The organism is Niallia sp. XMNu-256 (assembly GCF_036670015.1).
Taxonomy (GTDB): domain Bacteria; phylum Bacillota; class Bacilli; order Bacillales; family Cytobacillaceae; genus Bacillus_BD.
In genome coordinates this window covers 3471541-3494608 of the sequence record NZ_CP137636.1, presented here as the reverse complement: position 1 = coordinate 3494608, position 23068 = coordinate 3471541, and the positions used below count along the sequence as shown (strand labels likewise).

Below are 23068 nucleotides of genomic sequence, written 5' to 3'. Positions count from 1 at the left end.
AAAGGTGTTTATAATGAACAGTAAAGATTTACTGATCCGATTCATATTAGGTGGAAGTGCGGTTGCCATAAGTTATTTAGTAACCGTTGTATCACCTTGGGAAATCCTTGGCGGAATTTTTGCTGCTTTTCCGGCGGTCATGATCACGGCTGTTCTAATGGTCGGGATCTCATCAGGATCGAAAAATGCAGCAAAAATAGCAAGTGGTTCGATTTATGGGATGATTGGTTGCGCCATTTGTGTTGTAACCGTTTGGACAAGTCTTCAAATAACCAATAACTGGATGTTAAGCATCGTACTAGGCCTTATTTTCTGGTTAGGCAGTTCTACCTTTGTATCCTATCTACGTGAAAAAATTGGCCTTCTAAATAAAACAGTACTAAAACCAGCCCATCAGGCAAACCTTAATCAGGATAAGAAAAAGTCAGTATCATAATTGCATGCCGATGCTTTCATCAACATAGAAATAATAAGAGAAGAACTCCCATACAGCCAAAAACACCATTCAACCAATGAATGGTGTTTTCTATTGTAAAGCCAATACAAAGGAATGTTTGCTGTATTGAAGGGCAAACTCCTGAAAAAACTCTGTCGTTGGACAGAGATAACGATTCTTCATTCGAGCCAAAGAAATATATTGCTCAGGCAACTGATTCTGTATATGGAGCATCTTCACATTAAGGTGCTTTAATGACAAAATTCGTGGCATGATGGCAATTCCATAATTAACGGTCACTAGACCAGCAATTGTATTATCTTCTTCAACTTCGCAAGCAATTTTGGGAATGATCCCAACATGATCAAATAGTTGATTTGTCACTCGTCGAAAATCATTTTTCTCATTGAAAAGAATATAAGGATATTGGACGGTATCTTTTAGATCAACGCTATTGTTTACAGCAAGTGGATGGTCATACGGTGCAATGAGGACCATTTCTTGATGAATTAATGGTGTAAACTCGATCTCTGGCTCATCATCAACAGGTAAACTAAAAGCCAAATCAAATTTTCCATCCTTTAAACCTTTCATCATCTCGCTTGTAGTCCCTTGTGAAAAGGTAAAAGAAACGTCTTTAAATTTTTCTTGGGATGAAAAGGCTTGAATTAAATTTGGCACAAAGTGAGGCCCTAGGGAGTAGATAAAGGCTAATTCAATAATACCTTGTGACGGAGACGCCAAATCACGAAGCTTTTTTTGACCTGTTTCAATTTCATGTAAGGCGCGGTCGACATAATGCAAAAATAATCTGCCGTACTTTGTTAAACGGATGTTTCTACCATGCTTCTCAAATAGGTTTGCTCCTAATTCTTTTTCTAATTCAGAAATGGCATGGCTAAGACTAGGTTGGGTGATTGATAAAATTGCAGCAGCTTTTGTGTAATGTTCAAGTTTAGCTAAAGTACTGAAGTAATAAAGCTGTTTCAAATTCATTAAAACCATGTCCCTTCTATGAAATGTGAGAGATGTATTGGGAAATGTTTATATCTTTATGTTTCAATTGCTCAGTACTGATCAAGCTTATTGTTAATTAAAGTTTAACATTTTTACCCAAACGATAGGAGGGAGAATAAGCGAAACTTATGATATCTTTGTGAAACACTTAACAATATTAAAAGTAGAATAATGCTGGCAATGTGGGAAATAATCCAAAGGAGTATATAAGCCACATGATAGGAGTTATATATGAAAAAAAGAGTCTCACACCTTTTAATATGGTTTCGTTTTTGTACAGTAGGGGTAAGTAATACAGTGATTGATTTTGCAGTATTTTTTCTGTTGATCCGTTTGGGCGTTCCTTACTTGGTATCACAAGTCATATCCTTTATAGCTGGTATGATCAATAGCTTTATTTGGAATCGTAAATGGACGTTTCGAATGGGTGAAAAAATAAAAGCAAGCGAGGTTATTAAGTTTACCCTTATAAATCTGCTTTCATTAATGTCTATAAATTTCCTACTTACAATATTATATGAGGGAATTGGATTTTCCTTGCTCTTAAGTAAGATAGCAGCTACAAGTGCAGGGGTGGTTATTACATATGCAGGAAGCAAAATGTGGGTCTTTCAAAAACAAAAGTTACAAGAAAGTTGAAAAAACTCCTAAATCATGTTACTATTATCACATAAGGAAATATATGGTAGAGGGAGTAACTAACCTGTTTATACAGGGTTCAAAGTCGTCACTCGGATTCAATAATCCCGGCTTTGAAGACTAACTTTTAGTTAAGTGAGACTCTATAGCTTAGGAATAAATCCTGCTATAAGAGTCTTTTTTTTATTTTATTATTTTTTCAATCTATCCCAAATACATAATTAACCAGAGCTTATTTAATAAATAAACTTACCATGATTGAAAGATAATAAAAAGACCATTTGGAAATTCGTTTTTGTATTGAAAGGAGATCTCAGTATGAGTGAATTTTACCGAAAAACCTCGGATGAAACATTAGAGTCCCTAGAGGTCAATCGAAAGGGATTAAATGATTCGGACATTCAACAACGAAGAGAAAAATATGGATATAACGAACTGGCAGAAGGAAAAAAGAAAAGTACCATCCAAGTATTTTTTGAACAATTTAAGGATTTCTTGGTCATTATCCTGATTGCAGCAGCTCTCATTTCCGCATTTTTAGGTGAAATTGAAAGTACGATTGTTATTTTGGTTGTCATTATCATTAATGCCATCCTTGGAACGGTTCAACACGTAAAGGCTGAACAATCACTCAATAGCTTAAAAGCCTTATCCTCACCGACGGCAAAGGTGTTACGAAATGGACAAAAAGTTGAAATTCCCTCTAAAGAAGTTGTTGTAGGTGATATTCTCTTTTTAGATGCGGGAGATTATATTCCAGCTGACGGAAGAATTATTGAAAATGCCAGCTTGCAAGTTAATGAGAGCTCATTAACAGGTGAGTCATTAGCAGTAACAAAGGAACTTGATCCGATTACAGATCCAGAAGTATCGCTTGGGGATCAGAAAAACATGGTTTTCTCCGGAAGCTTTGTAACTTATGGTCGTGCCACTGTGGTCGTTACAAGCATTGGGATGGAAACTGAGATAGGAAAAATTGCTAACCTTCTAGAATCTGCGGGAGAAAAGAAAACACCATTACAAGTTACCCTTGATCAGTTCGGAAAAAAATTAGCGGTTATTATCATTATTATTGCGATTCTAATTTTCGGACTAGATATTCTTCGGGGCCGTGCTATAGTAGATTCGTTTATGTTTGCTGTTTCTTTAGCTGTTGCTGCGATTCCAGAAGCCTTAAGTTCGATTGTTACGATTGTTCTAGCGTTTGGTACACAGAAAATGGCAAAAGAAAATGCCATCATGCGGAAGCTTCATGCAGTTGAAAGCCTTGGGAGTATATCGGTTATCTGTTCGGATAAAACCGGTACTTTAACAATGAACAAAATGACGGTTCAGCAAGTGTACGTCGATAATCGTGCCATTCCACATGATGGATTAAACTTAGAAACACCGTTAGAAAAGAAATTTTTACTTATGTCACTATTATGTAACGACTCAATAACTACCGATAATAAGGAGATCGGGGATCCAACTGAAGTCGCCCTAACGAACTTAGGGGAAGAATATCAATTAGACGAGTTGGTCGTTCGTGATGAATATCCACGATATGGAGAAATTCCATTTGATTCAGATCGTAAATTAATGAGTACCGTTCACAAAATTAATGGTCGGACCCTTATGATTACTAAAGGGGCACCTGATGTTTTATTAAATCGATTAGCCAAAATTGAAACGGCCAATGGAATCGCTAATATTACTGAAGCAGATATGAAAAAAATCACTGATGTGAATGGTGAATTTTCAAAGCAAGGTTTACGCTTATTAGCCTTTGCTTATAAAGAAATAGGAAAAAATCAAGTCATCAATGTTCAAGATGAAAATGATTTAATCTTTGTTGGATTAACAGCCATGATGGATCCACCAAGACCAGAATCCAAAGATGCGGTAGAAAACTGTATAAGTGCCGGCATTAAACCAGTAATGATTACAGGGGACCATAAAATCACGGCAGCGGCGATTGCCAAACAAATTGGGATCTTAAGAGATGAATCAGAAGCAGTTGAAGGTGTTGAGATTGAAAAATGGTCGGATGAGCAGTTAAAAGAAAAGGTCAAAGATATTTCTGTTTATGCCCGTGTATCACCAGAACATAAAATTCGGATTGTAAAAGCATGGCAGGGAAAAGGCAATATTGTTGCGATGACAGGAGATGGAGTGAATGATGCTCCAGCACTGAAGCAAGCAGATATTGGAATTGCGATGGGAATTACTGGAACAGAAGTTGCAAAAGATGCGGCTTCAATGGTGTTAACGGATGATAACTTTTCAACAATTGTAAAAGCAGTTGGAAATGGAAGAAGCATCTATACCAATATTAACAACGCGATCCGCTTTTTACTCTCAGGGAATACGGCTGCCATTTTAACCGTACTATATGCGACCTTATTGGCGCTGCCCGTTCCATTTGCGCCTGTTCACTTATTATTCATTAACTTGTTGACGGACAGTTTGCCGGCGATTGCCCTTGGTCTTGAACCACATAACAAACATGTTATGAAGGAAAAACCAAGGGATGTGCATACCCCATTATTAAATCGAGGATTTTTAAGAAAAGTAGGCTTGGGCGGACTGTTAATTGGGATTTCAACCATTGCTGCCTTCACAATCGGGCTTCAAGATGGACATGAAGTCGCAATGACAATGTCGTTTGCTACCCTCTGTCTATCAAGGCTGTTGCATGGTTTTAACACAAGAGCAAATGAATCAATTTTTAAAATCGGCTTATTCACGAATAAATATCTTTGGTTTGCTGTTATCGCTGGGTTCATTCTTTTACATCTCGTCCTCTTAGTTCCAGGGCTTCAAGGAGTTTTTGAAGTTGCTCCATTAACATTAGGAGAATTAGGGACAATTTATGGACTATCATTAATGCCATTAGTTGTGATGCAGCTCTATAAAACCATCTTTGTAAAATAATGCCTGACTTAAGAAAGAGCGGTTAGTTCCCGACTAACAGGCTCTTTCTTTTTAGCATGATTAGAGGGTACATTAGGAATACTAAAATATACGGTTAGATTTAAAAAGTGATATGATAAAAATAGGAAAAAATTTCATAAAGTAGACGATTGCGAGCTACTCTGTTTGGAGGTTGGGTTCTTTTGGCAACAGGCATAATCGTACTGATTATACTAATTTTATTAAACGCTTTTTTTGCGGCGTCGGAAATTGCTCTTATATCATTAAATGATAATAAAGTAAAAATGATGGCTGATGCAGGCGACAAAAAGTCAAAGATGATTCATCAACTCATTTCACAGCCAAGCCGGTTTCTAGCTACGATTCAAATCGGGATTACGCTTGCCGGATTTTTAGCAAGTGCGTTTGCTGCAGATAGCTTTGCTAGTCGTTTATCAGCTTTTCTCTATAATATTGGAGTTCCGGTTGCATTAGATTTACTGAATACGATTTCTGTAATCATTATTACATTATTACTATCCTACTTCACACTTGTATTTGGGGAATTGGTTCCAAAGCAAATCGCTATGACAAGGCCAGAACCGATTGCCAATATTGCCGTTCGACCACTGACGATTTTGTCAAAAATTACGTCTCCCTTTGTTAAATTGTTAACCTTTTCCATGAACGTAACGGTCCGTCTTTTTGGAATCGATCCCAACGCAGATGATAACCAGGTAACAGAAGAGGAAATCCGGATGATGGTGGATGCTGGAGAGGAAAGAGGAACGATTCAACTAACTGAGAAGGAAATGATTAATAATATCTTTGACTTTGATATCAAACACGTTTCAGATATTATGACACATCGAACGAATATTGTGGCGATTGCAATCGATGCAACTCTTAAAGAAACCGTACAAACGGTCAATACCGAGAAATACACAAGATATCCAGTCTATTCGGAAGATATCGATCATATCTTCGGAATTCTACATTCAAAAGATTTAATTCAATTTTTAGAAGAGCATGTTACAGAAGCGAAAGAATTCGACTTACGGAATATGGTACGTGACCCTTATTTTGTTCTTGAATCAACAAAAGTGGACCATTTATTTAAAGAAATGCAACAAAATAATACCCATCTTGCCATTGTCCTTGATGAATACGGTGGCACTGACGGAATTGTTACCATTGAAGATATTATTGAAGAAATTGTCGGAAATATTTTTGATGAATACGATGAGCCCTATGAAGATGAACCAGGCATCATCGAACTAGAGGAAAATACTTATTTAATTGACGGAACGGTGAATCTTTATGATGCAGAGGATGTCATTAAGCGAGATTTGCCAACCCAAGAGTTTGATACTTTAAGCGGATTTTTAATTAATTTACTAGGTTATATCCCAATTGGTGAGGGGAAGCCAACTGTTGAATATAATAATGTTCAGTTCACTGTTGAAAAAACAAGTGAAAAGCGGATTTTGCAAGTCAAGGTGATGATTAAAGAAAAGGAAAATACGGAAGAAGATTAAAAAGTGAGAAGGCTGTCCATCCAAAGTCATTACAGGCTTAACTAGGCAGCCTTTATTCTCATATAAGGTGTCTGAGTGGTGTTAAATGGAGTCGTGTGTATTCCCTGTTGAATAATTAGCTAAAATAAAGTCTTTGAACTTGCTTACTGGTGGGGACATGAATTTATGGGTATGAAAACTCAAGTATATTTTCCGTTCGTAAGCAGGATTCTTTATTTTAATTAATTTAATCGGAAAATGTTTGATTCCGAATATATTAGGGATGATTGCAATCCCTAAATTAGCTGAAACAAAACTACATATGGTCCCGTCATCTGCCAATTCATACGTAATTTTCGGTGTAATATTGATTTGTTTAAATAAATCATCAATCACTGATCGGAATCCACTTTTTTCATTATAAAAAATAAAGGGATAGTCTGCTGCTTCTATTAAATCAATTTCATCGTTAGTGGATAATGGATGATCTAAAGAAACAGCTAAGTACAGCTCCTGATCTAGGACTGGGATGGAAGTAATATTCTCCTCCTCAATAAATGAAGTAAAGGCAATGTCTACTTTATTTTCAAGAAAGTCTCTTTTAATATCTGTTGTCGTCCCTTGATCCAATATAAAATGAATGTGTTTATTTTCTTCAAAATGGACAAATTGACTAATCACTTTCGGAATAAAATCTTGTGATAAGGAATGTAAAAAGGACAAATGAATCGTCCCCTTTTTTGGATCAATTAACAGTTGAATATCCTTTTTTACCTTTTCTAGATCATCAAGGATGGGGGTCACTTGTGCATAGAGAAACTCTCCGTATTGATTAATTTTTATATTTCGGCCATGTTTATTAAATAAAGAGACACCAAGATCTTTTTCAAGTTCTTTAATTGAATGAGTGAGACTTGGTTGAGTGATCGATAATAGTTTTGCTGCTTTTGTGTAATGTTCTGTTTTCGCTAGAACACAAAAGTATTGAAGTTGAGTAAAGTTCATAAAATCTCCTCTCATAGAGAAATATTATGAGTATGTCTACAAAATACCCTTTACTTAAGATTTTATGCATAGATTTCCAAACTGTCTAGGAAATGTTCGATTGTTCACAAATATGTCGAAAATAATCCTGAATCTTTTGATTTTTCTATGCCCTACTATTATTTTAACCCTTTCTATTGATAGAAAAAAAGAATGAGATAAAATGATTCTTAATAAAATAAAACGGTCTTATCAAGGAGGATTAGATGAGTACACTACAAATCAAACATGTAAAAATCGGTGAAGGTGCACCAAAAATTATTGTCCCTCTAGTAGGTACAACGAAAAAGGAGATCATACAGGAAGCGCAATTAGTGAAGGAACTCAAACCAGATGTAGTTGAATGGCGTGTTGATCTTTACGAGGGTGTGGAAAATTTAGAACTAGTAAAACAACTAATTTCAGTATTAAAAGCCACATTTGACAAAGAATTATTGCTTTTTACATTTCGTACCCATAAAGAAGGCGGAAGCAAAATCATAAGTGAAGAATACTATGTTGAATTAAATCAAACAGCCATTACGACGGGAGATATCGATTTAATTGATGTTGAGCTATTTACAGGTGAAAAATATGTGAACGCAATTCTATCCCTTGCAAAAGAAAAAAGTGTGTTTGTTGTCATGTCTAATCATGATTTCGAGAAAACACCAAGTAAAGAGGAAATCTTATCACGTTTAGTGAAAATGCAGGAGTATGGTGCAGATATTCCCAAAATTGCGGTCATGCCAAATTCAGTTAGGGATGTGATTACATTATTGGATGCGACAAATACCATGAAAACCCAATATGGAGATCGTCCAATCATTACAATGTCTATGGGTGGAACTGGAGTCATCAGTCGACTAGCAGGTGAAGTATTTGGTTCTGCATTTACATTTGGGGCAGGCAAAGAAGCATCCGCTCCTGGTCAAATCCCAGTAGCTGAATTACGTCAAGTGTTGGAAATCTTACATAAAAGCCTCTGACACTCCCACGGCTAGAGCTAACCGCAATTCTATCCCATGTCTAAAGAGGGGCCAGAGAGTACTGCATGGGATTTCTTGTCGGTAAAACGGTAAGATTTCCTCATAATATTTTCAATATCGAGGTAATGGTGGGAGACAGGGTCTCCCAGTTTCTTTTTCTCTCATCTACTCCTTACTTCATATCCTGCGAAACGAGTGTTAAATCTGTAGCAGAACTGGCGACCTCTTTAAAAGCATCCCCCAGCTCAAAGGTTCGATTAACGAAAGAGGTTAATTCTTCCTCTATTTTATGATTTTGAACTTTTGCTTGATCCAATGCACTAAGAATTTCTTGGAACGACTTTTCGGTTTCTATCATCGTATTGTTTTCACTAGAGACAGCACTTTTGATCATTTCAAGGGATTTCTTCAGTTTTTCTATTTGTGTATTTGTATTTAATGTGAGCGTTGAAACCGTTGTCACAGATTTCTTCGTTTCCTCTGAAAGCTTTCTTACTTCATCAGCGACAACAGAGAAACCTCGTCCATGTTCACCTGCTCTTGCGGCTTCAATTGCTGCATTTAAGGAGAGGAGATTCGTCTGATCGGCAATCCCTGTAACAATTTCAACGATTTCCTGAGTTTGTTTAGAAATATCGAGAAGGACCCGAACATCATTTGAGATTTCATGAACTGAGTTTTGAATGTTTGATAGATTTACTGTTTGCTTGTGTAATTGTTCTTTGCCTTTTAAAGCTCGATCTTCTGCTAGTTTCGAAAGCGATGATCCTCTATTGGCAAGCTCGACAATGTCATTTGATTGATTGCAAAGATGTTGATAAGAGGCATCCGTCTCTTGTGAAATCGCTGCCAAATTTTGTGAAGCTACAGTTACTTGTTCACGAATGGAACGTTTTTGTTCTTCAGCAAAGGTTTTGATGCGATTCACTTCTTCTTCATAAGCATCAAGAACAAGCTGTTGTTCAAAATTGATTATTTTTGAAGTAGCGAGAAATGCTGTTATACGATCTTCTTTATTTTCTACATTTTGGTCAATGATGGAGGCCAATGATGAGAGTAAGATTTGAAAGGAAGCCATATACCATTTGGTGGGCAATTCAATCCGGACATGCATGTGAGCAATTCGTTTTCTCTTATCAATATACTCTCTATCAATCACCCCTGAAAAGGTCTCTGTGAGATGCTGCTTCAAAGTCCTTTTCAAACGATCGGTTGAACTATGGTCATTAATTATTTTTAATAATAAAGTTTCCTTTTCAAGATTGGTGTAGAAGTTTTCAACAATTTCATCCAATCTCGCGATAATAAAAGGTCGTAAAGCATGAATGATATCGAGATCTTTCTCAGTAAGTCCAGTGATTTTAATTTGTCTATCAATATCACTATCTCTCCTAATATCTATTTTTCCGACCCCTGATTGATAACTCCAACTGGTTGTTGCATGTTTTTTTTTCTTAAAAAACATGGAGTATCCTCCTTTAACTTTCTTTATGTAAATAATACCACAATAATAGGACCAAATACCTTTATTATTCGATAATAGTAATTCTTTAGATTAATTAGATACATAGCGAAACATAGAATGTTAGGGATGGAAACTTTAAGATATAAAGCGTTTATATCTTATTGAAATTGGAGAAAATAAAAGGAAAAATGAGTCTTTGAGGGGATATTTTAATGCCAAATATTACTTGGTATTTAATTTTAACATCAGGTTCTGTTCTTTTGTTTATTTTTACGTTATGGAAATCATTCATTCCAAGAGCAAGGACCCTGTATGTTTTTTTGTTTACCTGTGGATTATCTTATATATTTGAATTTGTGATTAAAGTTCTATTCAACTCATATGACTATTATCCCTATATTTTTAACAATAAATGGTATGATTCCATATTCGGTGCGGTTGTTTCGCAGGGAATTGCGGTTCCAACGATAGCGATGTGTATAGTTTCTTTCCGGTTAAATGTGTTGTGGGTAATCGGTTTTTGTTTGCTTTTAATGGGAATTGAAATGTTATTTTTAAGGCTTGATATCTATGTACACCATTGGTGGAAAACGATATATACTGGAACTTTTACCTTTATTGGATTCTATCTTGCCCGATGGTGGGATGGGTTGATGCTAAATCGAAAACAATGGGTCGATTGGGTAAATATTTATCTGATATTAGTATTTATCAGCAATACCATTGTTTATCTACTTAAAACTGTGGCGAAAAGCCATCTATTCCATATTGGTGTTTTCCAAGACCCTGTTCGTGATTCTGTATTTATTGAGGCTCTGTTTATTTTTATTCACTCGATTGTTGTTAGCTTTATGATTCAACGGAAATGGGGATGGTTCTGGTTTATTGGCATGTACTTAGTTGATGGGATCGTAGTGGCTCTATATGAAAAAATAGGGTTGGTACAGTTTTTTGGTTTTTGGAATCCTGCTTTATTTGCTTGTTTACCTTTAGTGGTTGCCTTGCTTGTATATTGGGTATATGGACAATTAACAAATCGGCTAACGAAATAAAAATAATATAGAAGATTAACGTAAAGGTCAAAAAGTTTTGCCAAAAGGTTCCTTTACGTTAACCAAATTCAGGTTATTTATAGTTTGAAAAAAACGGAAGAACCAAAAGTACAAGGCACAAGCTCATGATGGCAAGTGCCCCGAATTTTTGTTTTTCTTTCCATAGGGTGACCGCAAAGCCAAACGTATAAATAAAGATCCAAATGATTATTAAAAAAAACAAGATTTGCATCACTTAATCCTCCATAAACGTTGGTTTTTTATTTTGGGCATTGTAGTCGATCACCCGTAGATCCAAGTTGACTGAAATATCCGCATCGGGATATTTTTTCTTCCAATTGAATTCATCAAACTCTTGCATGGTTGTAAAGTCTTTTCTTGCATGGATGGATAACGGATACGGAGAACCTTTTAGCTCTGCTTGTGTTTTATGGAGAAACCGTTCAAAGGTTTCAATAATATGTTTTTCAATCTTCTCTTTTAATATCTTTTGGTTTTTATCACTCTTCGCTAGGTTTACCATGGAAGGGTTTGTCATGACCTCAAACTGTAAAGGGACTGTAATATCGATTTTGAGCTTAGAGGCTTGGGGATTCATCTTAATCTTATTATTTTCTCTTTTAATAATTCTAATGGCCATCAGCTCGTCTAACTTATTTGAAAATGGATCAGGAAGATTAGTAAGAATATCCTTAATTTCCGTTGTGTCATCCAATATATTCACAACTCGAGTCTCCAAACCAGTTAATGTATGGACCATTTTTCCATTTCTAAAAACAGCTGATCCGATAAATTGAGTTTCATCAAGTTCACCTGTTGCGTTTAATTCCCCTGCCGTGAAATCATCCTCCCCACTAATGGGGGCATTTTTTTTTCTTTCCGCCGAAGTGTACATCGCCAAAAATAAATCTGCATCTCGATCTATGGTTGTAAAAAAACGGAAAAGAGTTGAATCAGGGATCATTCCATTCTCAATTCCATGGTTAATCATAAATTGAAAATACTTATGAGGTCTTGTTTCCATTTTCGGTTTATTTTTAACAAAATACTTGTAAGCTTTTTCTTTGGAGACGGCCAAGTAACTATCCATGCGGATTTCTTTGTCCCTTCGTGCATCAAACATGGTTGGAATAAACCTAGGATCTTTTGCAAACTCTTCTGATACAACAATAACTTTTAATAAATCATAACTTACATCTCGAGAAATGATGGCATTGGCCGTTCCTTTAGCTGTCACAAAGTCCAATGCGTCAAAGGTAATAATTTCACGTGGCTCTTCAATTGATCCTCCGCCACCCTGCATGGTTCCAACTTCTGGGTTAGCAAACAGCATAGTTATTTTTATTTTTCCTTTTTCCTTTGAAGGGTCAATTCCAAGACCAATGACATAGGCTCGGTCTTCAAGTTCCTCCCTATCCCAACAACCTGTTAAACTCCCTGTTAATAGGAGGAGAAGGATCATTTTACAAACTAGTTTTCTTTTTAGCATGTTTAAAATCTCCTTTTAACAGTGCTACTATCCATATAAGGAATGCCAAGGTGACGTATGTGTATCCCGCTATATCCCGTATGATGGGCTTGTAGTCAACTGAAACATCAGCGGGTGCTTCCGGGATAAATCCTATTAATAAATAGATGAGGGTAAGTGCAGGAATCAAGTATTCAAAATCCTTTATTTTAAAAATTTGACCAAACATAAGGGCACCGAAATAGATAGCAACTGAGAAACGAATAAATGATCCGATGATCCAGACAGGAAAAAATAGGACTTCAACATTGCTTAGAAAATTTCCAAGCGATATATAGCGAATCAATGTATGAAAGGGAAAACCGATTGCATCAATAGACCGATCAAACAAACAAACATAAACCAATATTGAAGAGCTAAGTAGGATTATCATAAAAAACAAAGTAAACCAAGTTCCTTTTTTAAACTCTTTCATCGATGCCATATATGGGATTAAGAGTGCAGCTACTATAAATTCAACATATAAGTTAAATCGAAGGGTACTCGTTTTTAAAATTTCCATTCCTCCTGTTCCCAATAAAGGGAAAATTGCATCAAGACTTGTATCTTGAAGACTTAACATCCAGGCAACACTGAGTGAAATCATTAAATAAAATACGACTAAGTAGGCAACTGAACCAATATGCTCTATTCCTTTTTTTGCTCCATAAGCACAAACGAACATCAGGATTCCTGAAATAACGAGATAGGGTGTAGTCGGAAAATAAAAAGATCGAATAATATCGGAATATGTTCTAGCATCGAATGAAACAACCGATGTATGCATGAAAAACACGATAAGGCAGACGACAAAGCCAATGGACTTTCCAAATATTAATTGAATTCCTTGGAATAAACCTTTGCCCTCAAATAGGGATAATGTTTTTAGCAATAAAAACAGGGGAAGGATAAAAAGGATTCCAGTAAGGATCGGTATCATCCACGCAGCGTTTTGAACCTGATTGTAGATGCCAACAGGAGTATCCTCCGTTGCTTTGGCCCCAATTACTGATATCATGATCGCTATAAATTCACGAATTTTTATTTTTCGCGGCTGTTGTTTCATATAGTTGTCAATCCTTCCCTTGTCTTACCATATCTTTTGATTTGATGTATCCCGGACGAAACCTTTCCTTCATCGGAACATGACGGATCGTCGTATCCTTTGATGATGGATAATATGGTGTCATGGGTGCAAAATAGGGTGTTCCAAAAGATTTTAATGTCACTAAGTAAAATAATCCGCAAGTTAACAGGGCCGTAAGACCATAAATTCCCAAAAAACCTGATGCTAGAATAAATAAAAAGCGGGTCATCCGTATTGCAAAGTTCATACTCACATCACTAATAATAAAAGAACTAAGACCACTTAAGGCAATGACGATAATGATAATCGGGCTAATAATATTGGCTTGAACCGCAGCTTGCCCTAATATGAGCGCCCCAACAATTCCGATCGTTGGGCCAATGGGAGAGGGAACGCGTAACCCTGCTTCTCTAATCAATTCAAAAGCTAGTTCCATGATAAACACTTCTATAATAGATGGGAATGGCACCCTCTCCCTTGAGCCGGCAATTGCCATTAACAAATCAGGTGGAATCATCCCTATATGAAAAGTTGTTCCTGCAAGATAAAAAGATGATGTAAATAATGCAATAAATAAGGCAACAAACCTTAAAATCCTTATAAAGTTTCCATAAGGAGTCCGAAGATAATGATCCTCCGGTGAATGAAATAAGCTCCAAAAAGTAGCCGGCAAAATAAGACAGCCAGGGGAATTTTCCATTAATAAAACAATATGTCCTTCTTCTATATACGAGGCTGCCCGGTCAGGACGTTCTGTATATAGAAGGGTAGGAAAAAATGATCTTGGTCTTTCCTCAATATATTGTTCAAGGATGCTCAAGTCGGGTATTACATCTGCATCAAGAGAGTCTAGTTTATTTTTAATCTCTTCCAGCAACTCACCATTAACGAGATCATTTTCATAAATAATAAATAAACTATTATTTGCCCGTTGCGATATAACCTTTGACTCAACCATCAAACTTTCATTCTTGATTTTTTTGCGAATCAAGGCAAGGTTATCAATTAGTTTTTCTCCAAATGCCTCTTTGGCACCCTTTACAATTACTTCATTGGGGGATGACTCAATCCCTCTGCCACGTATTTTCGTTGTTTCAAATAAATAGCATTGTTGATCCCCTTCCACAAACATTGCAGTGTTTCCGCTATTTATATCTGTTATAATTTCCCCGATATTAGAGGATGTTTTGAAAATTGGATAGGAAACAATATTTTCAATCTTCCCTGATGGATCCTCTTTTTCAAGGAGCTTTCCAACGATTCCATCTTGAATGTTTTGAGTATCAGCCATTGTCCCAATGTATATGATAAAGGCACGGCGGCTGCCAGAGCGGATCGTCAGTTCGCGAACTTTGACATCTGCATTATCTGGAACTCTGTAGATAGATTTAAATAGTGAAAGATTATCATCATGGTTACTCCAAATATCTAACTTTTTTAATTCAATCTCATAGGAGTTTGATTCTTCTTTATATGTTGTTTTTTTGCTGTTGTGTTGAAATAGTTTTTTTATTAACTTTTTTTTCACACTAAACTCCCTCCCAATTTATCAATATTCTTCGTTAGTTGATGTTTTTTTATGTAAGAGCATTAGAAATATTTAACGGACATAAATCAGCTTGGTTTTAGAATTATCCATCAATTTGGAATTAATGGTATAATATGGTGTCAGATTTTGTGATAAAAATTGAAATGAACAAATAGGGGTAAGCTAATTTTACAAAAAAGGAGGAATTTGCCTTGAAAGATAAGCGGTTTAAAATTGCTAATCGGGAGGCGATCATCGGAGTGATTCTTGTCATCATCAATTTTATTTGGTGGTATGGCTTTGCCTATGGACTCGGAAACGGTGATCCAAAAGACTATCAATACATTCTCGGAATGCCGGCATGGTTCTTTTATAGCTGTTTCGTTGGATTTATTGTCATGACGATTCTTGTTACTTTTGCCGTAAAGTTTCTCTTCAAAGAGGTTTCCTATGATGAGGACGAGGATGAGAATAAGGAGGGGCAATCATGAATATCTCCGTGATTATACCTATGCTCTTTTTTCTAGTCGTCTTTTTCTTAATCGGAATTTGGGCAAATCGTTATGTGAAATCATCGAATAGTTTTTTACAAGAGTACTTTCTCGGTGGCAGGGAATTAGGCGGTTTTGTTCTTGCCATGACGATGATTGCTACTTATGGAAGTGCCTCCAGCTTTATTGGTGGACCAGGTGTTGCCTATACGACAGGACTTGGATGGGTGCTGTTATCGATGGCCCAGCTGCCTACCGGGTACTTTGTTCTGATGGTCTTAGGGAAAAAATTTGCAATTATAGCGAAAAAAAATAATTACATAACCGTAATTGACTTTTTGAAAGATCGATATCAAAGCAAAACGATTGTCTTTATTTCTGCGATCAGTATTATTATTTTTCTATTTTCATCGATGACCGCTCAATGGGTTGGAGGAGGCAGACTAATCGAATCCCTAACAGGGTTATCTTATCAAACCTCTTTGCTCATTTTTGTTCTGTCCGTAGCTGTCTATGTGGTTATTGGTGGATTCAGGGCAGTTGTGCTGACCGACACCGTTCAAGGAATGATTATGTTAGTCGGAACTCTCATTTTATTAGTTGCCACAATTGCGGCGGGTGGTGGGCTCGAAGTGATTATGCAAAGTCTGGCCGCTGAAAATCCTAATTTAATTTCACCCTATGGTGCCCAACGAGAATTGACTCCATTGTATGTGTCTAGTTTTTGGATTTTGGTTGGGGTAGGAGTTGTTGGATTACCCCAAATCGCAGTAAGGGCAATGTCTTATAAAAATGCAAAATCGATGCACCGGGCGATTATCATTGGTACCGTTGTGGTAGGGACGATCATGTTTGGAATGCATCTGATTGGAGTATTAGCTAGAGGAGTCCTTCCTGGAATTGAGATTGGGGATAAAGTTATGCCAACTTTAACCCTCGAGATTTTACCGCCGATTTTGGCAGGGTTAGTTTTATCCGCTCCAATGGCAGCTATTATGTCAACTGTTTCATCATTATTAATACTCGTCAGCTCATCTGTTGTGAAGGATATTTATTTAAACTTCATTAAGCCAGATGCAAAGGAAAAGCAAATTAAAACGATGAGTTTTGTTGTTACGATCCTCATTGGATTCGCTGTTTTTATCTTTGCGCTTAGCCCGCCAGATTTATTAGTATGGCTGAACCTCTTTTCATTTGGTGGTTTAGAGTCTGTCTTTATTTGGCCGATCGTTTTAGGGTTGTATTGGAGTAGAGGTAATAAGTACGGAGCAATTTCCTCTATGCTTGTTGGAATGGGATCCTATATTCTTTTTGACAGGCTGTATCCGAATGCATTAGGGATGCATACTGTTGTTCTGCCTGTAGTATTCTCGTTGATTACCTTTGTTGTTATTTCTATGCTTGTAAAAGTTCCTAGTGAAAAAGGACTTACCACTTAAGGAGAAGGGCCTTTGGCGTCATTCGAATGTCGCGTTCTGTTCATTGACAAAATATATCTTTTTTACTATTTTAAAAGTATAATGAATTTAGATATTTTTGAAAAATGTAGTCATATTTTGTAGAAAAGAAACTGAATGGGGTTAGTCGGGTGGACAGAAAAAGAGAATTGCAAACGGCCGGTATTTTACTAATAGGGTTACTATTTCTCCTCTACATTCATTACTTTAAAGGTTCTATCGAGGGATTATATAACACAAATAATCATTTGTCTTATCATGTTTTACTTGAATTGGTGGCCATATCGATTGCTTTTGCGATTGCTCTTCAAGGTTGGATGTATTTTACTTATACGATGTCAAGATATCGTTTATTCATTGGAGCCTTGTTTTTTAGTATTGCACTTATTGATATCCTACATGTTCTTTCTTATAATGGAATGCCTTATTTTATTATGGAAAATTCGGTTGAGCGGCCAACCTATTTTTGGTTAGTGTCTCGATATTTGTTGGCCGTTGGTCTTTTCATCATCTTGATGCAAAAGGATCGTGCCATTGAAAGACAGTATCGTTCATATGTATTTCTACTTTCATTCCTTTCCGTTTTAGTTGTAGCCTTTCTAGTTTATCGATGGGGTGACCTTTTACCAGTTTTAGTTATCGAAGGATCTGGGGTCACCCCTTTAAAGAAAGGGTTGGAGTATTTAGTAAGTTTCATCTTTTTTTGTTTAATCATTGTTTTAATTGGGCAATATCGTAAACACAAGCAAGCCTCACATTTAATGCTGATTATAGGAGTAGGTTTTTCGCTGCTTGGTGAGATTCTTTTTACTTTCTATCAAAGTGTGCATGATATTGATAATTTTCTAGGTCATATATATAAGCTAGTTGGTTATTACTTTCTTATGAAAGCGCTTTATTCGTCAACGATTGAAGAACCTTATATTAAAAGAAATGAAATGCGGGCAGCACTCATTAATAGTGAGAGAAAGTTGAATACACTGATCCAGACCGTTCCTAATGGAATTATAATTTCTGACTCAAAAGGGATCATTCAATATGCCAACAATGCTGTCGAAACGATGTTAGGTTATAAAAAATACGTGATGTTGAATAAATCGATTCATGAAACAAACGGCCATGTTCAACAAATAGATGCCCAATTATTTCCATATTATGTTAACTATTATCAAGTGATGAATCCAAATCATGATGATCGCTTTTACCTTTTCACGCGGAGAGATGGGGAGAAAGTCTATTTATCAATTAACTCTACGAATCTAGTAGAAGATGGGAAGTTGAAAAATACCATCTACTCATTAAGCGATATTACAGACTTAATGAAAGCGCAAGATAAGATTAATCACTTGCCTATTTTGATGAGCTAACAGGACTTCATAACCGCTACTTTTTAAAAGAAATGTTAAAGAGAATTCTCGATCATATGGACAAGCATCAAAGTGTAGCCATTCTTCTCGTCAATTTAAATCGATTCCGAACGATTAATGATTCCTTAGGAACGGATATTGGAAATACATTTATTGAAACAATCGCTAATCGCTTGAAAAGATATGGAGAAGCTCATAAATTAACTGTTGCAAGAATGGTGGGGGATGAGTTTGCGATTATTGATGTCAACAATGGAAACAATGAGAGCGTTGAAGAGCATGCGAAAAATATGTATCGTTTGATTCAGCAGCCCCTTGGGGTGAAAAGCTTTAAAATTCAAATTGAGGGATCGATCGGAATATGCCTTTATAATCACGACATCAAGACTGCCGACCAATTTTTCCAAAAAGCAACGATTGCTGTTCATGAGGCAAAAAGTAAACATCTCCCTTACTTATTTTACTATGAGGCTACTGATCAAAAGTTCTACAATAAATTATTGTTAGAAAATGATTTGAGAAAAGCAATTGTTGATCGTCAATTGGTACTCTATTATCAACCGCAAGTTCATTTAGTGACAGGGAAGTTGATAGGGGTTGAGGCATTAGTGCGGTGGGAGTACCCGGAAAAAGGTCTGATTCCCCCTGGAAAATTTATTCCACTCGCCGAAGAAACAGGTTTAATGGTTGGGATTGGTACATGGGTAATTGGTGAAGCGTGCAGGCAACTGAAAGAATGGCATTATCAAGGTTATGATTGCCAGCGGGTTTCTGTTAATTTATCCATGCGGCAGTTCTTTCAAGAAGATTTACTTGATGTGGTGGCACAGGCTCTTGAGCAATCAACCTTAGAACCTGAATATCTGGAATTAGAAATCACCGAGAGTATGACAATGGATGTAGATCGAGCGATTGTCATGTTGAAAAGATTAAAGAATCTAGGGGTTAGAATCTCGATTGATGATTTTGGCACAGGATATAGTTCATTCAGTAAGCTTTATCAATTTCCAGTCGATCAATTAAAAATTGATCAATCCTTTATTCGCAGTTTATCAACAGACCCAGCACATAAGGCGATTGTTGGTACCATCATTTCGTTAGGCCATCATTTACAGTTAGAATTACTTGCGGAAGGGGTAGAAACAATCGATCAAGCCCAATTTCTATTAGAAAATGACTGTAACGGGGTTCAAGGGTATTTAATCAGCAAGCCAGTACCAGCATGTGAGTTCGAATCACTATTTACGAAAGAATTTTTATTATATGAAGTCACTCATTAGGTTCCCAGCACCATTTAAAGTTATCAACAACTAAAATTCCTTTATTTCAAGTACTCCACAGGTTTATCCACATTATCCACAGAATTACACCCTAAAAATGGGGATAGTTACTCACAAACGATGTGGACAATGAAATCCTTGATTCACAGTTGTTTTAAAGAATTATCCACATTGTTAACAACAATGTGGATAATTTATTCACACAAGGTCAGTTAATAAATTTTACGGTAGAGTTTATTTATTTTTATTCCGTGCTTTGGCCCGCTCATCTGCAGCTTTAGCTCTTGCTTGTGCTTCTAAGTCATCTTGATCAGCAAGTTCTTGAGAAAACTCAATATCTAGACCAGCCGGCTCGATATTATTTTGCTTCTTTCTTTTAGCCATCTGTAAATCCCTCCGTTTAAAGGTCAAGTATTTTTATCATGCTTAACCGGCAGTAAGACCCCGACCGCAAGAATCTGAGTAAATAAAAGAAGATAGGTAGGGGGCAACCGCGTGTAAAGATCGAAATAATGAACACAGACTAAATACACCTCGGCAATGCCTGTGTGACCAGCATGCTGCTGGTTTAAAGCTTTCCATCAGAGGGGGATGATAGAAAACCCTACTGATGGAATTTTTACTTTTATCAGGTTAACCTTGATTACGTTGGTTTGCTGCATTTGCTAAGGCTTGTTCTTCTCGACTTAATTGATTCTGTAATTCCTCCGCATATTCTTCACTCATACGATCGGTTTTCATGTTTTTTGGTACTTGCGGTAAAGAGTTTTTATTTCGATCGCGTGTTTGATGTCCTTGTGCACGGCCCATTTACGGTACCCCTCTCAATAAAAAAAAGTATGGAGAAAAAACTCCATACCTTATTATGCTCAAGCTGAAAGGGAATATTATTTTTATAAGGCTGTTTTCGTAAAGTTTGTTGTTAAAACGATTTTAACGTGGACATAGCTTTTTCCGGGCTTTGAATTCAGTATGCAGCTCTTTTCTCATCTGATAAAACTTGAAACACAATATAAAAATGGATTAAACATCCTATTTTTCATACTATAAGCAACAATGTCTGAGAAAAGAGCCCTTTACAGTGAAAAAAGAGCTTATTTTCTACCTTTACGATCCATGAATCCTGCAGCTCTGTCTGCCATCTTAAAGTCTCGTTGATAAGTAACCGCCTGCATACTTGTTAACGCACTTTTTTCTTTATCGGTTTTTTTTCCCATTAAAATCATCCTGCCTTTCAAGAATATGTATCATTCCCATTTTCCCCTATTCACGGTAAAACATACTTTTTTTGGATCATTTATTATCCTTTCTCAAGCAAAATGGTCAGTAAGCCCCCCACCTCAAGATTCTGAGTAAAATAAAAGAAGATAGGTAGGGGTCACCTGTGCGTAAAACTCTGATTGGTGAAATAAGATTGATCTTTGGGCTTTTAACCATTAGATAAATCAATCAGGCTCTGCGTGACCAACCATCCGTAAGGGACGAAAGAAAACCCCTACTGATAGAAGTTTCACTTTATTGTCGATTTTTCTTGTAATTATGCTAAATTAGAGTGGAGGTGAAGTGGATGTCGATTATTACGAAAATCACTACTCAGCAAAAAAATAAAGAACGGTACAATATTTTTACGGATGATGGTACAGGTGAAAAATATGCCTTTAGTGTGGATGAAGGTGTTTTAGTTAAATTCCAATTAAGAAAAGGCATGGAATTAGATGACTTTTTCTTAACAGAAATTCAATATGAAGATGAAATTCGGAAAGCTTATAATATGGCGGTTAAGTATTTATCGAGAATTATACGAACGGAACATGAGATCCGCATTTACTTAAAGGAGAAAGAAGTTAATGAACCGGTTATCCAGGAGGTCATCTTAAAGCTTTATGAATTTCAATTTCTAAATGATGAGCAGTACGCAATATCTTACGTTCGAACGCAAAAAAATACGAATGATAAAGGCCCGCTCGTCATCAGAAGAGAATTACTTGAAAAGGGAGTAAAAAAAACTCTTATTGATGAAGCAATCAAGGAATACACCTACGATGAGCAATACCATAAAGCTGAAAAGATTTGTCAAAAAGAGACGGCCAAAAATAAAAAGGATTCCGAGCTCGTAATAAAGAAAAAGCTTGAACAGAAGCTGACTCGTAAAGGCTATCCATTGCATATGATCACGGATGTTACTTCCAAGCTAGAAGTGAAAAATGAGGATGAGGTTCTTCAAGCTATACAATATCATGGGGAAAAATTCAAACGAAAATATGCTCATGAGGCAGGTTTTAACTACAAACAAAAGATAAAGGCAGCTCTATATCGAAAGGGTTTTTCACTCGATCTGATTGACGATTATCTTCGTGAAAATATCGATGAACGAGAATAATGCCAGCTGCGTGCGATTTTCTTTTCAATGGTGAAATCTTTCCTTATACTAGGGAATAAGGAGATGGTGGATGATGGAGGAAGTAAAAAGATACAGTGAATGCAGTGAGTATGAATTAAAGCAGGAAATTGGCAAATTACATGAACAGGCGCGAAAAGCAGAGCAAATGGGAATGGTTAATGAGTTTGCAGTTTTAGAAAGAAAAGCGGCCATGGCCAAAGCTTATTTATTGAATCCGGATGATTTTAAACCAGGAGAAATTTACGGAATAGAAGGAGATCCAGGTGCTTATTTTGAAATCAAATACCTTAATGGTGTATTTGCATGGGGGCATCGCTTACGAAATGGTGAAGAAGAAGAGGCTCTACCGATTTCACTGTTAAAAGAATTGAAAAAATGAGGAGGGGTCCCTTTGGGCCCTCCTCATTTATGTTTGGTGGAATTCTCGGTATAGACGGATTTAATCATTATAAAATCGCCCTGAGGACTTTGCGTCCAAATTTTACTTTTGAAACTCCTTTATCTCTAGCCTGACTAGCCTGTCTTGTCCATTTGCCTGAGCTTCCAGATAAAATACTCGAAAAACTTCAAGGCTCGCCGGATGCTTAACTCATTCAGCAGGGAGTTAGATCCATAACTCCTAACCACCGTTAATAGCAGTGGAGAACTTTTGCTGAATGAAGTTAAAATAATTCGGATGTGTCACTTTCACGATTAGTTGACGCGCGCATTCTTTCTTGTGGGTGTGTATTGATTGTTCCATCCGCTCTTCGTGATGCATATTCCGCTTTTGCACGAGGTTCTCCCTCAAATTTTTGACCACTTTGGTTAGGGAAATTGGTTACTTTATTTCGCATGAATTGAGACCTCCTATATGCGGTAATAAATGAATCATGATCATGAAAGTCTATTTACTTTAATGACCATGTAAAGATAGT

The 23068-nt window shown here is 36.5% G+C and carries 23 protein-coding genes; 12 read left to right on the top strand and 11 right to left on the bottom strand.

Annotation, left to right across the window (positions count from 1 at the left end):
- Positions 1-13 precede the first annotated feature (13 nt).
- The gene (locus tag R4Z10_RS17760) at positions 14-436 is read left to right on the top strand and encodes a DUF3147 family protein (RefSeq protein WP_338470608.1); all 423 of its coding nucleotides are present in this window, start codon (positions 14-16) and stop codon (positions 434-436) included.
- A gap of 90 nt (positions 437-526) precedes the next feature.
- Here the strand turns inward: R4Z10_RS17760 and R4Z10_RS17755 are convergent, their stop codons facing one another.
- Positions 527-1432: a LysR family transcriptional regulator gene (locus R4Z10_RS17755; RefSeq protein ID WP_338470607.1), complete on the bottom strand. Its 906-nt coding sequence runs from the start codon at positions 1430-1432 to the stop codon at positions 527-529.
- Between the two features lie 252 nt (positions 1433-1684).
- Here R4Z10_RS17755 and R4Z10_RS17750 point away from each other — a divergent pair, with 252 nt between their 5' ends.
- From R4Z10_RS17750 to R4Z10_RS17740, 3 genes are all read left to right on the top strand, one after another.
- Positions 1685-2092 carry a GtrA family protein gene (locus R4Z10_RS17750; RefSeq protein ID WP_338470606.1) on the top strand — a complete coding sequence of 136 codons (408 nt, stop codon included), beginning with the start codon at positions 1685-1687 and terminating at the stop codon, positions 2090-2092.
- 318 nt (positions 2093-2410) lie between these two features.
- The gene (locus R4Z10_RS17745) at positions 2411-5008 is read left to right on the top strand and encodes a calcium-translocating P-type ATPase, PMCA-type (RefSeq protein WP_338470605.1); all 2598 of its coding nucleotides are present in this window, start codon (positions 2411-2413) and stop codon (positions 5006-5008) included.
- Between the two features lie 182 nt (positions 5009-5190).
- A complete protein-coding gene (locus tag R4Z10_RS17740) occupies positions 5191-6525 on the top strand; it encodes a hemolysin family protein (RefSeq protein WP_338470604.1) in 1335 nt (444 codons plus the stop codon).
- Positions 6526-6606: 81 nt separating this feature from the next.
- On the opposite strand, the gene R4Z10_RS17735 is transcribed toward R4Z10_RS17740, so the two are convergent.
- The gene (locus R4Z10_RS17735; RefSeq protein ID WP_338470603.1) at positions 6607-7509 is read right to left on the bottom strand and encodes a LysR family transcriptional regulator; all 903 of its coding nucleotides are present in this window, start codon (positions 7507-7509) and stop codon (positions 6607-6609) included.
- A 245-nt stretch (positions 7510-7754) separates the two neighbouring features.
- Here R4Z10_RS17735 and aroD point away from each other — a divergent pair, with 245 nt between their 5' ends.
- On the top strand, positions 7755-8516 hold the full coding sequence (aroD, locus tag R4Z10_RS17730) for a type I 3-dehydroquinate dehydratase (protein WP_338470602.1): 762 nt from the start codon (positions 7755-7757) through the stop codon (positions 8514-8516).
- 172 nt (positions 8517-8688) lie between these two features.
- On the opposite strand, the gene R4Z10_RS17725 is transcribed toward aroD, so the two are convergent.
- On the bottom strand, positions 8689-9981 hold the full coding sequence (locus tag R4Z10_RS17725) for a globin-coupled sensor protein (RefSeq protein ID WP_338470601.1): 1293 nt from the start codon (positions 9979-9981) through the stop codon (positions 8689-8691).
- Positions 9982-10193: 212 nt separating this feature from the next.
- Between R4Z10_RS17725 and R4Z10_RS17720 the strand changes: the two genes are divergently transcribed.
- Positions 10194-11033, top strand: a complete 840-nt coding sequence (locus tag R4Z10_RS17720) for a hypothetical protein (protein ID WP_338470600.1) — start codon at positions 10194-10196, stop codon at positions 11031-11033.
- A gap of 73 nt (positions 11034-11106) precedes the next feature.
- Here the strand turns inward: R4Z10_RS17720 and R4Z10_RS17715 are convergent, their stop codons facing one another.
- From R4Z10_RS17715 to R4Z10_RS17700, 4 genes are read right to left on the bottom strand one after another with little or no spacing between them, the layout of a single operon-like run.
- Complete coding sequence (locus R4Z10_RS17715; RefSeq protein ID WP_338470599.1) at positions 11107-11265, bottom strand: hypothetical protein; 159 nt, start codon at positions 11263-11265, stop codon at positions 11107-11109.
- Positions 11266-11268: 3 nt separating this feature from the next.
- A complete protein-coding gene (locus R4Z10_RS17710; protein ID WP_338470598.1) occupies positions 11269-12522 on the bottom strand; it encodes a Ger(x)C family spore germination protein in 1254 nt (417 codons plus the stop codon).
- Positions 12497-13606: a GerAB/ArcD/ProY family transporter gene (locus R4Z10_RS17705; RefSeq protein ID WP_338470597.1), complete on the bottom strand. Its 1110-nt coding sequence runs from the start codon at positions 13604-13606 to the stop codon at positions 12497-12499. The genes R4Z10_RS17710 and R4Z10_RS17705 overlap by 26 nt, the downstream gene beginning before the upstream one ends.
- Before the next feature lie 7 nt (positions 13607-13613).
- Positions 13614-15155: a spore germination protein gene (locus R4Z10_RS17700; RefSeq protein WP_338470596.1), complete on the bottom strand. Its 1542-nt coding sequence runs from the start codon at positions 15153-15155 to the stop codon at positions 13614-13616.
- Positions 15156-15367: 212 nt separating this feature from the next.
- Here R4Z10_RS17700 and R4Z10_RS17695 point away from each other — a divergent pair, with 212 nt between their 5' ends.
- From R4Z10_RS17695 to R4Z10_RS17680, 4 genes are all read left to right on the top strand, one after another.
- Positions 15368-15646 (top strand): YhdT family protein, encoded by a 279-nt coding sequence (locus R4Z10_RS17695; RefSeq protein WP_338470595.1) that lies wholly within the window; start codon positions 15368-15370, stop codon positions 15644-15646.
- The gene (panF, locus tag R4Z10_RS17690) at positions 15643-17085 is read left to right on the top strand and encodes a sodium/pantothenate symporter (RefSeq protein ID WP_338470594.1); all 1443 of its coding nucleotides are present in this window, start codon (positions 15643-15645) and stop codon (positions 17083-17085) included. Before R4Z10_RS17695 ends, panF begins: the two co-directional genes overlap by 4 nt.
- A gap of 149 nt (positions 17086-17234) precedes the next feature.
- Positions 17235-18470 (top strand): MASE3 domain-containing protein, encoded by a 1236-nt coding sequence (locus tag R4Z10_RS17685; RefSeq protein ID WP_338470593.1) that lies wholly within the window; start codon positions 17235-17237, stop codon positions 18468-18470.
- Between the two features lie 32 nt (positions 18471-18502).
- Positions 18503-19750: a bifunctional diguanylate cyclase/phosphodiesterase gene (locus R4Z10_RS17680; protein ID WP_338470592.1), complete on the top strand. Its 1248-nt coding sequence runs from the start codon at positions 18503-18505 to the stop codon at positions 19748-19750.
- A gap of 234 nt (positions 19751-19984) precedes the next feature.
- Here the strand turns inward: R4Z10_RS17680 and R4Z10_RS17675 are convergent, their stop codons facing one another.
- The 3 genes from R4Z10_RS17675 to R4Z10_RS17665 all read right to left on the bottom strand — a co-directional run bounded on the left by R4Z10_RS17675 (position 19985) and on the right by R4Z10_RS17665 (position 20976).
- Positions 19985-20134, bottom strand: a complete 150-nt coding sequence (locus R4Z10_RS17675; RefSeq protein ID WP_338470591.1) for a YfhD family protein — start codon at positions 20132-20134, stop codon at positions 19985-19987.
- Between the two features lie 249 nt (positions 20135-20383).
- A complete protein-coding gene (locus tag R4Z10_RS17670; protein ID WP_338470590.1) occupies positions 20384-20560 on the bottom strand; it encodes a YfhD family protein in 177 nt (58 codons plus the stop codon).
- 284 nt (positions 20561-20844) lie between these two features.
- Positions 20845-20976 carry a YfhE family protein gene (locus R4Z10_RS17665; RefSeq protein ID WP_338470589.1) on the bottom strand — a complete coding sequence of 44 codons (132 nt, stop codon included), beginning with the start codon at positions 20974-20976 and terminating at the stop codon, positions 20845-20847.
- A gap of 341 nt (positions 20977-21317) precedes the next feature.
- Between R4Z10_RS17665 and recX the strand changes: the two genes are divergently transcribed.
- Positions 21318-22130, top strand: a complete 813-nt coding sequence (recX, locus tag R4Z10_RS17660) for a recombination regulator RecX (RefSeq protein ID WP_338470588.1) — start codon at positions 21318-21320, stop codon at positions 22128-22130.
- A gap of 73 nt (positions 22131-22203) precedes the next feature.
- The gene (locus R4Z10_RS17655) at positions 22204-22530 is read left to right on the top strand and encodes a YfhH family protein (protein ID WP_338470587.1); all 327 of its coding nucleotides are present in this window, start codon (positions 22204-22206) and stop codon (positions 22528-22530) included.
- Positions 22531-22813: 283 nt separating this feature from the next.
- On the opposite strand, the gene R4Z10_RS17650 is transcribed toward R4Z10_RS17655, so the two are convergent.
- A complete protein-coding gene (locus R4Z10_RS17650) occupies positions 22814-22987 on the bottom strand; it encodes a small, acid-soluble spore protein K (protein ID WP_338470586.1) in 174 nt (57 codons plus the stop codon).
- Positions 22988-23068: the final 81 nt, after the last annotated feature.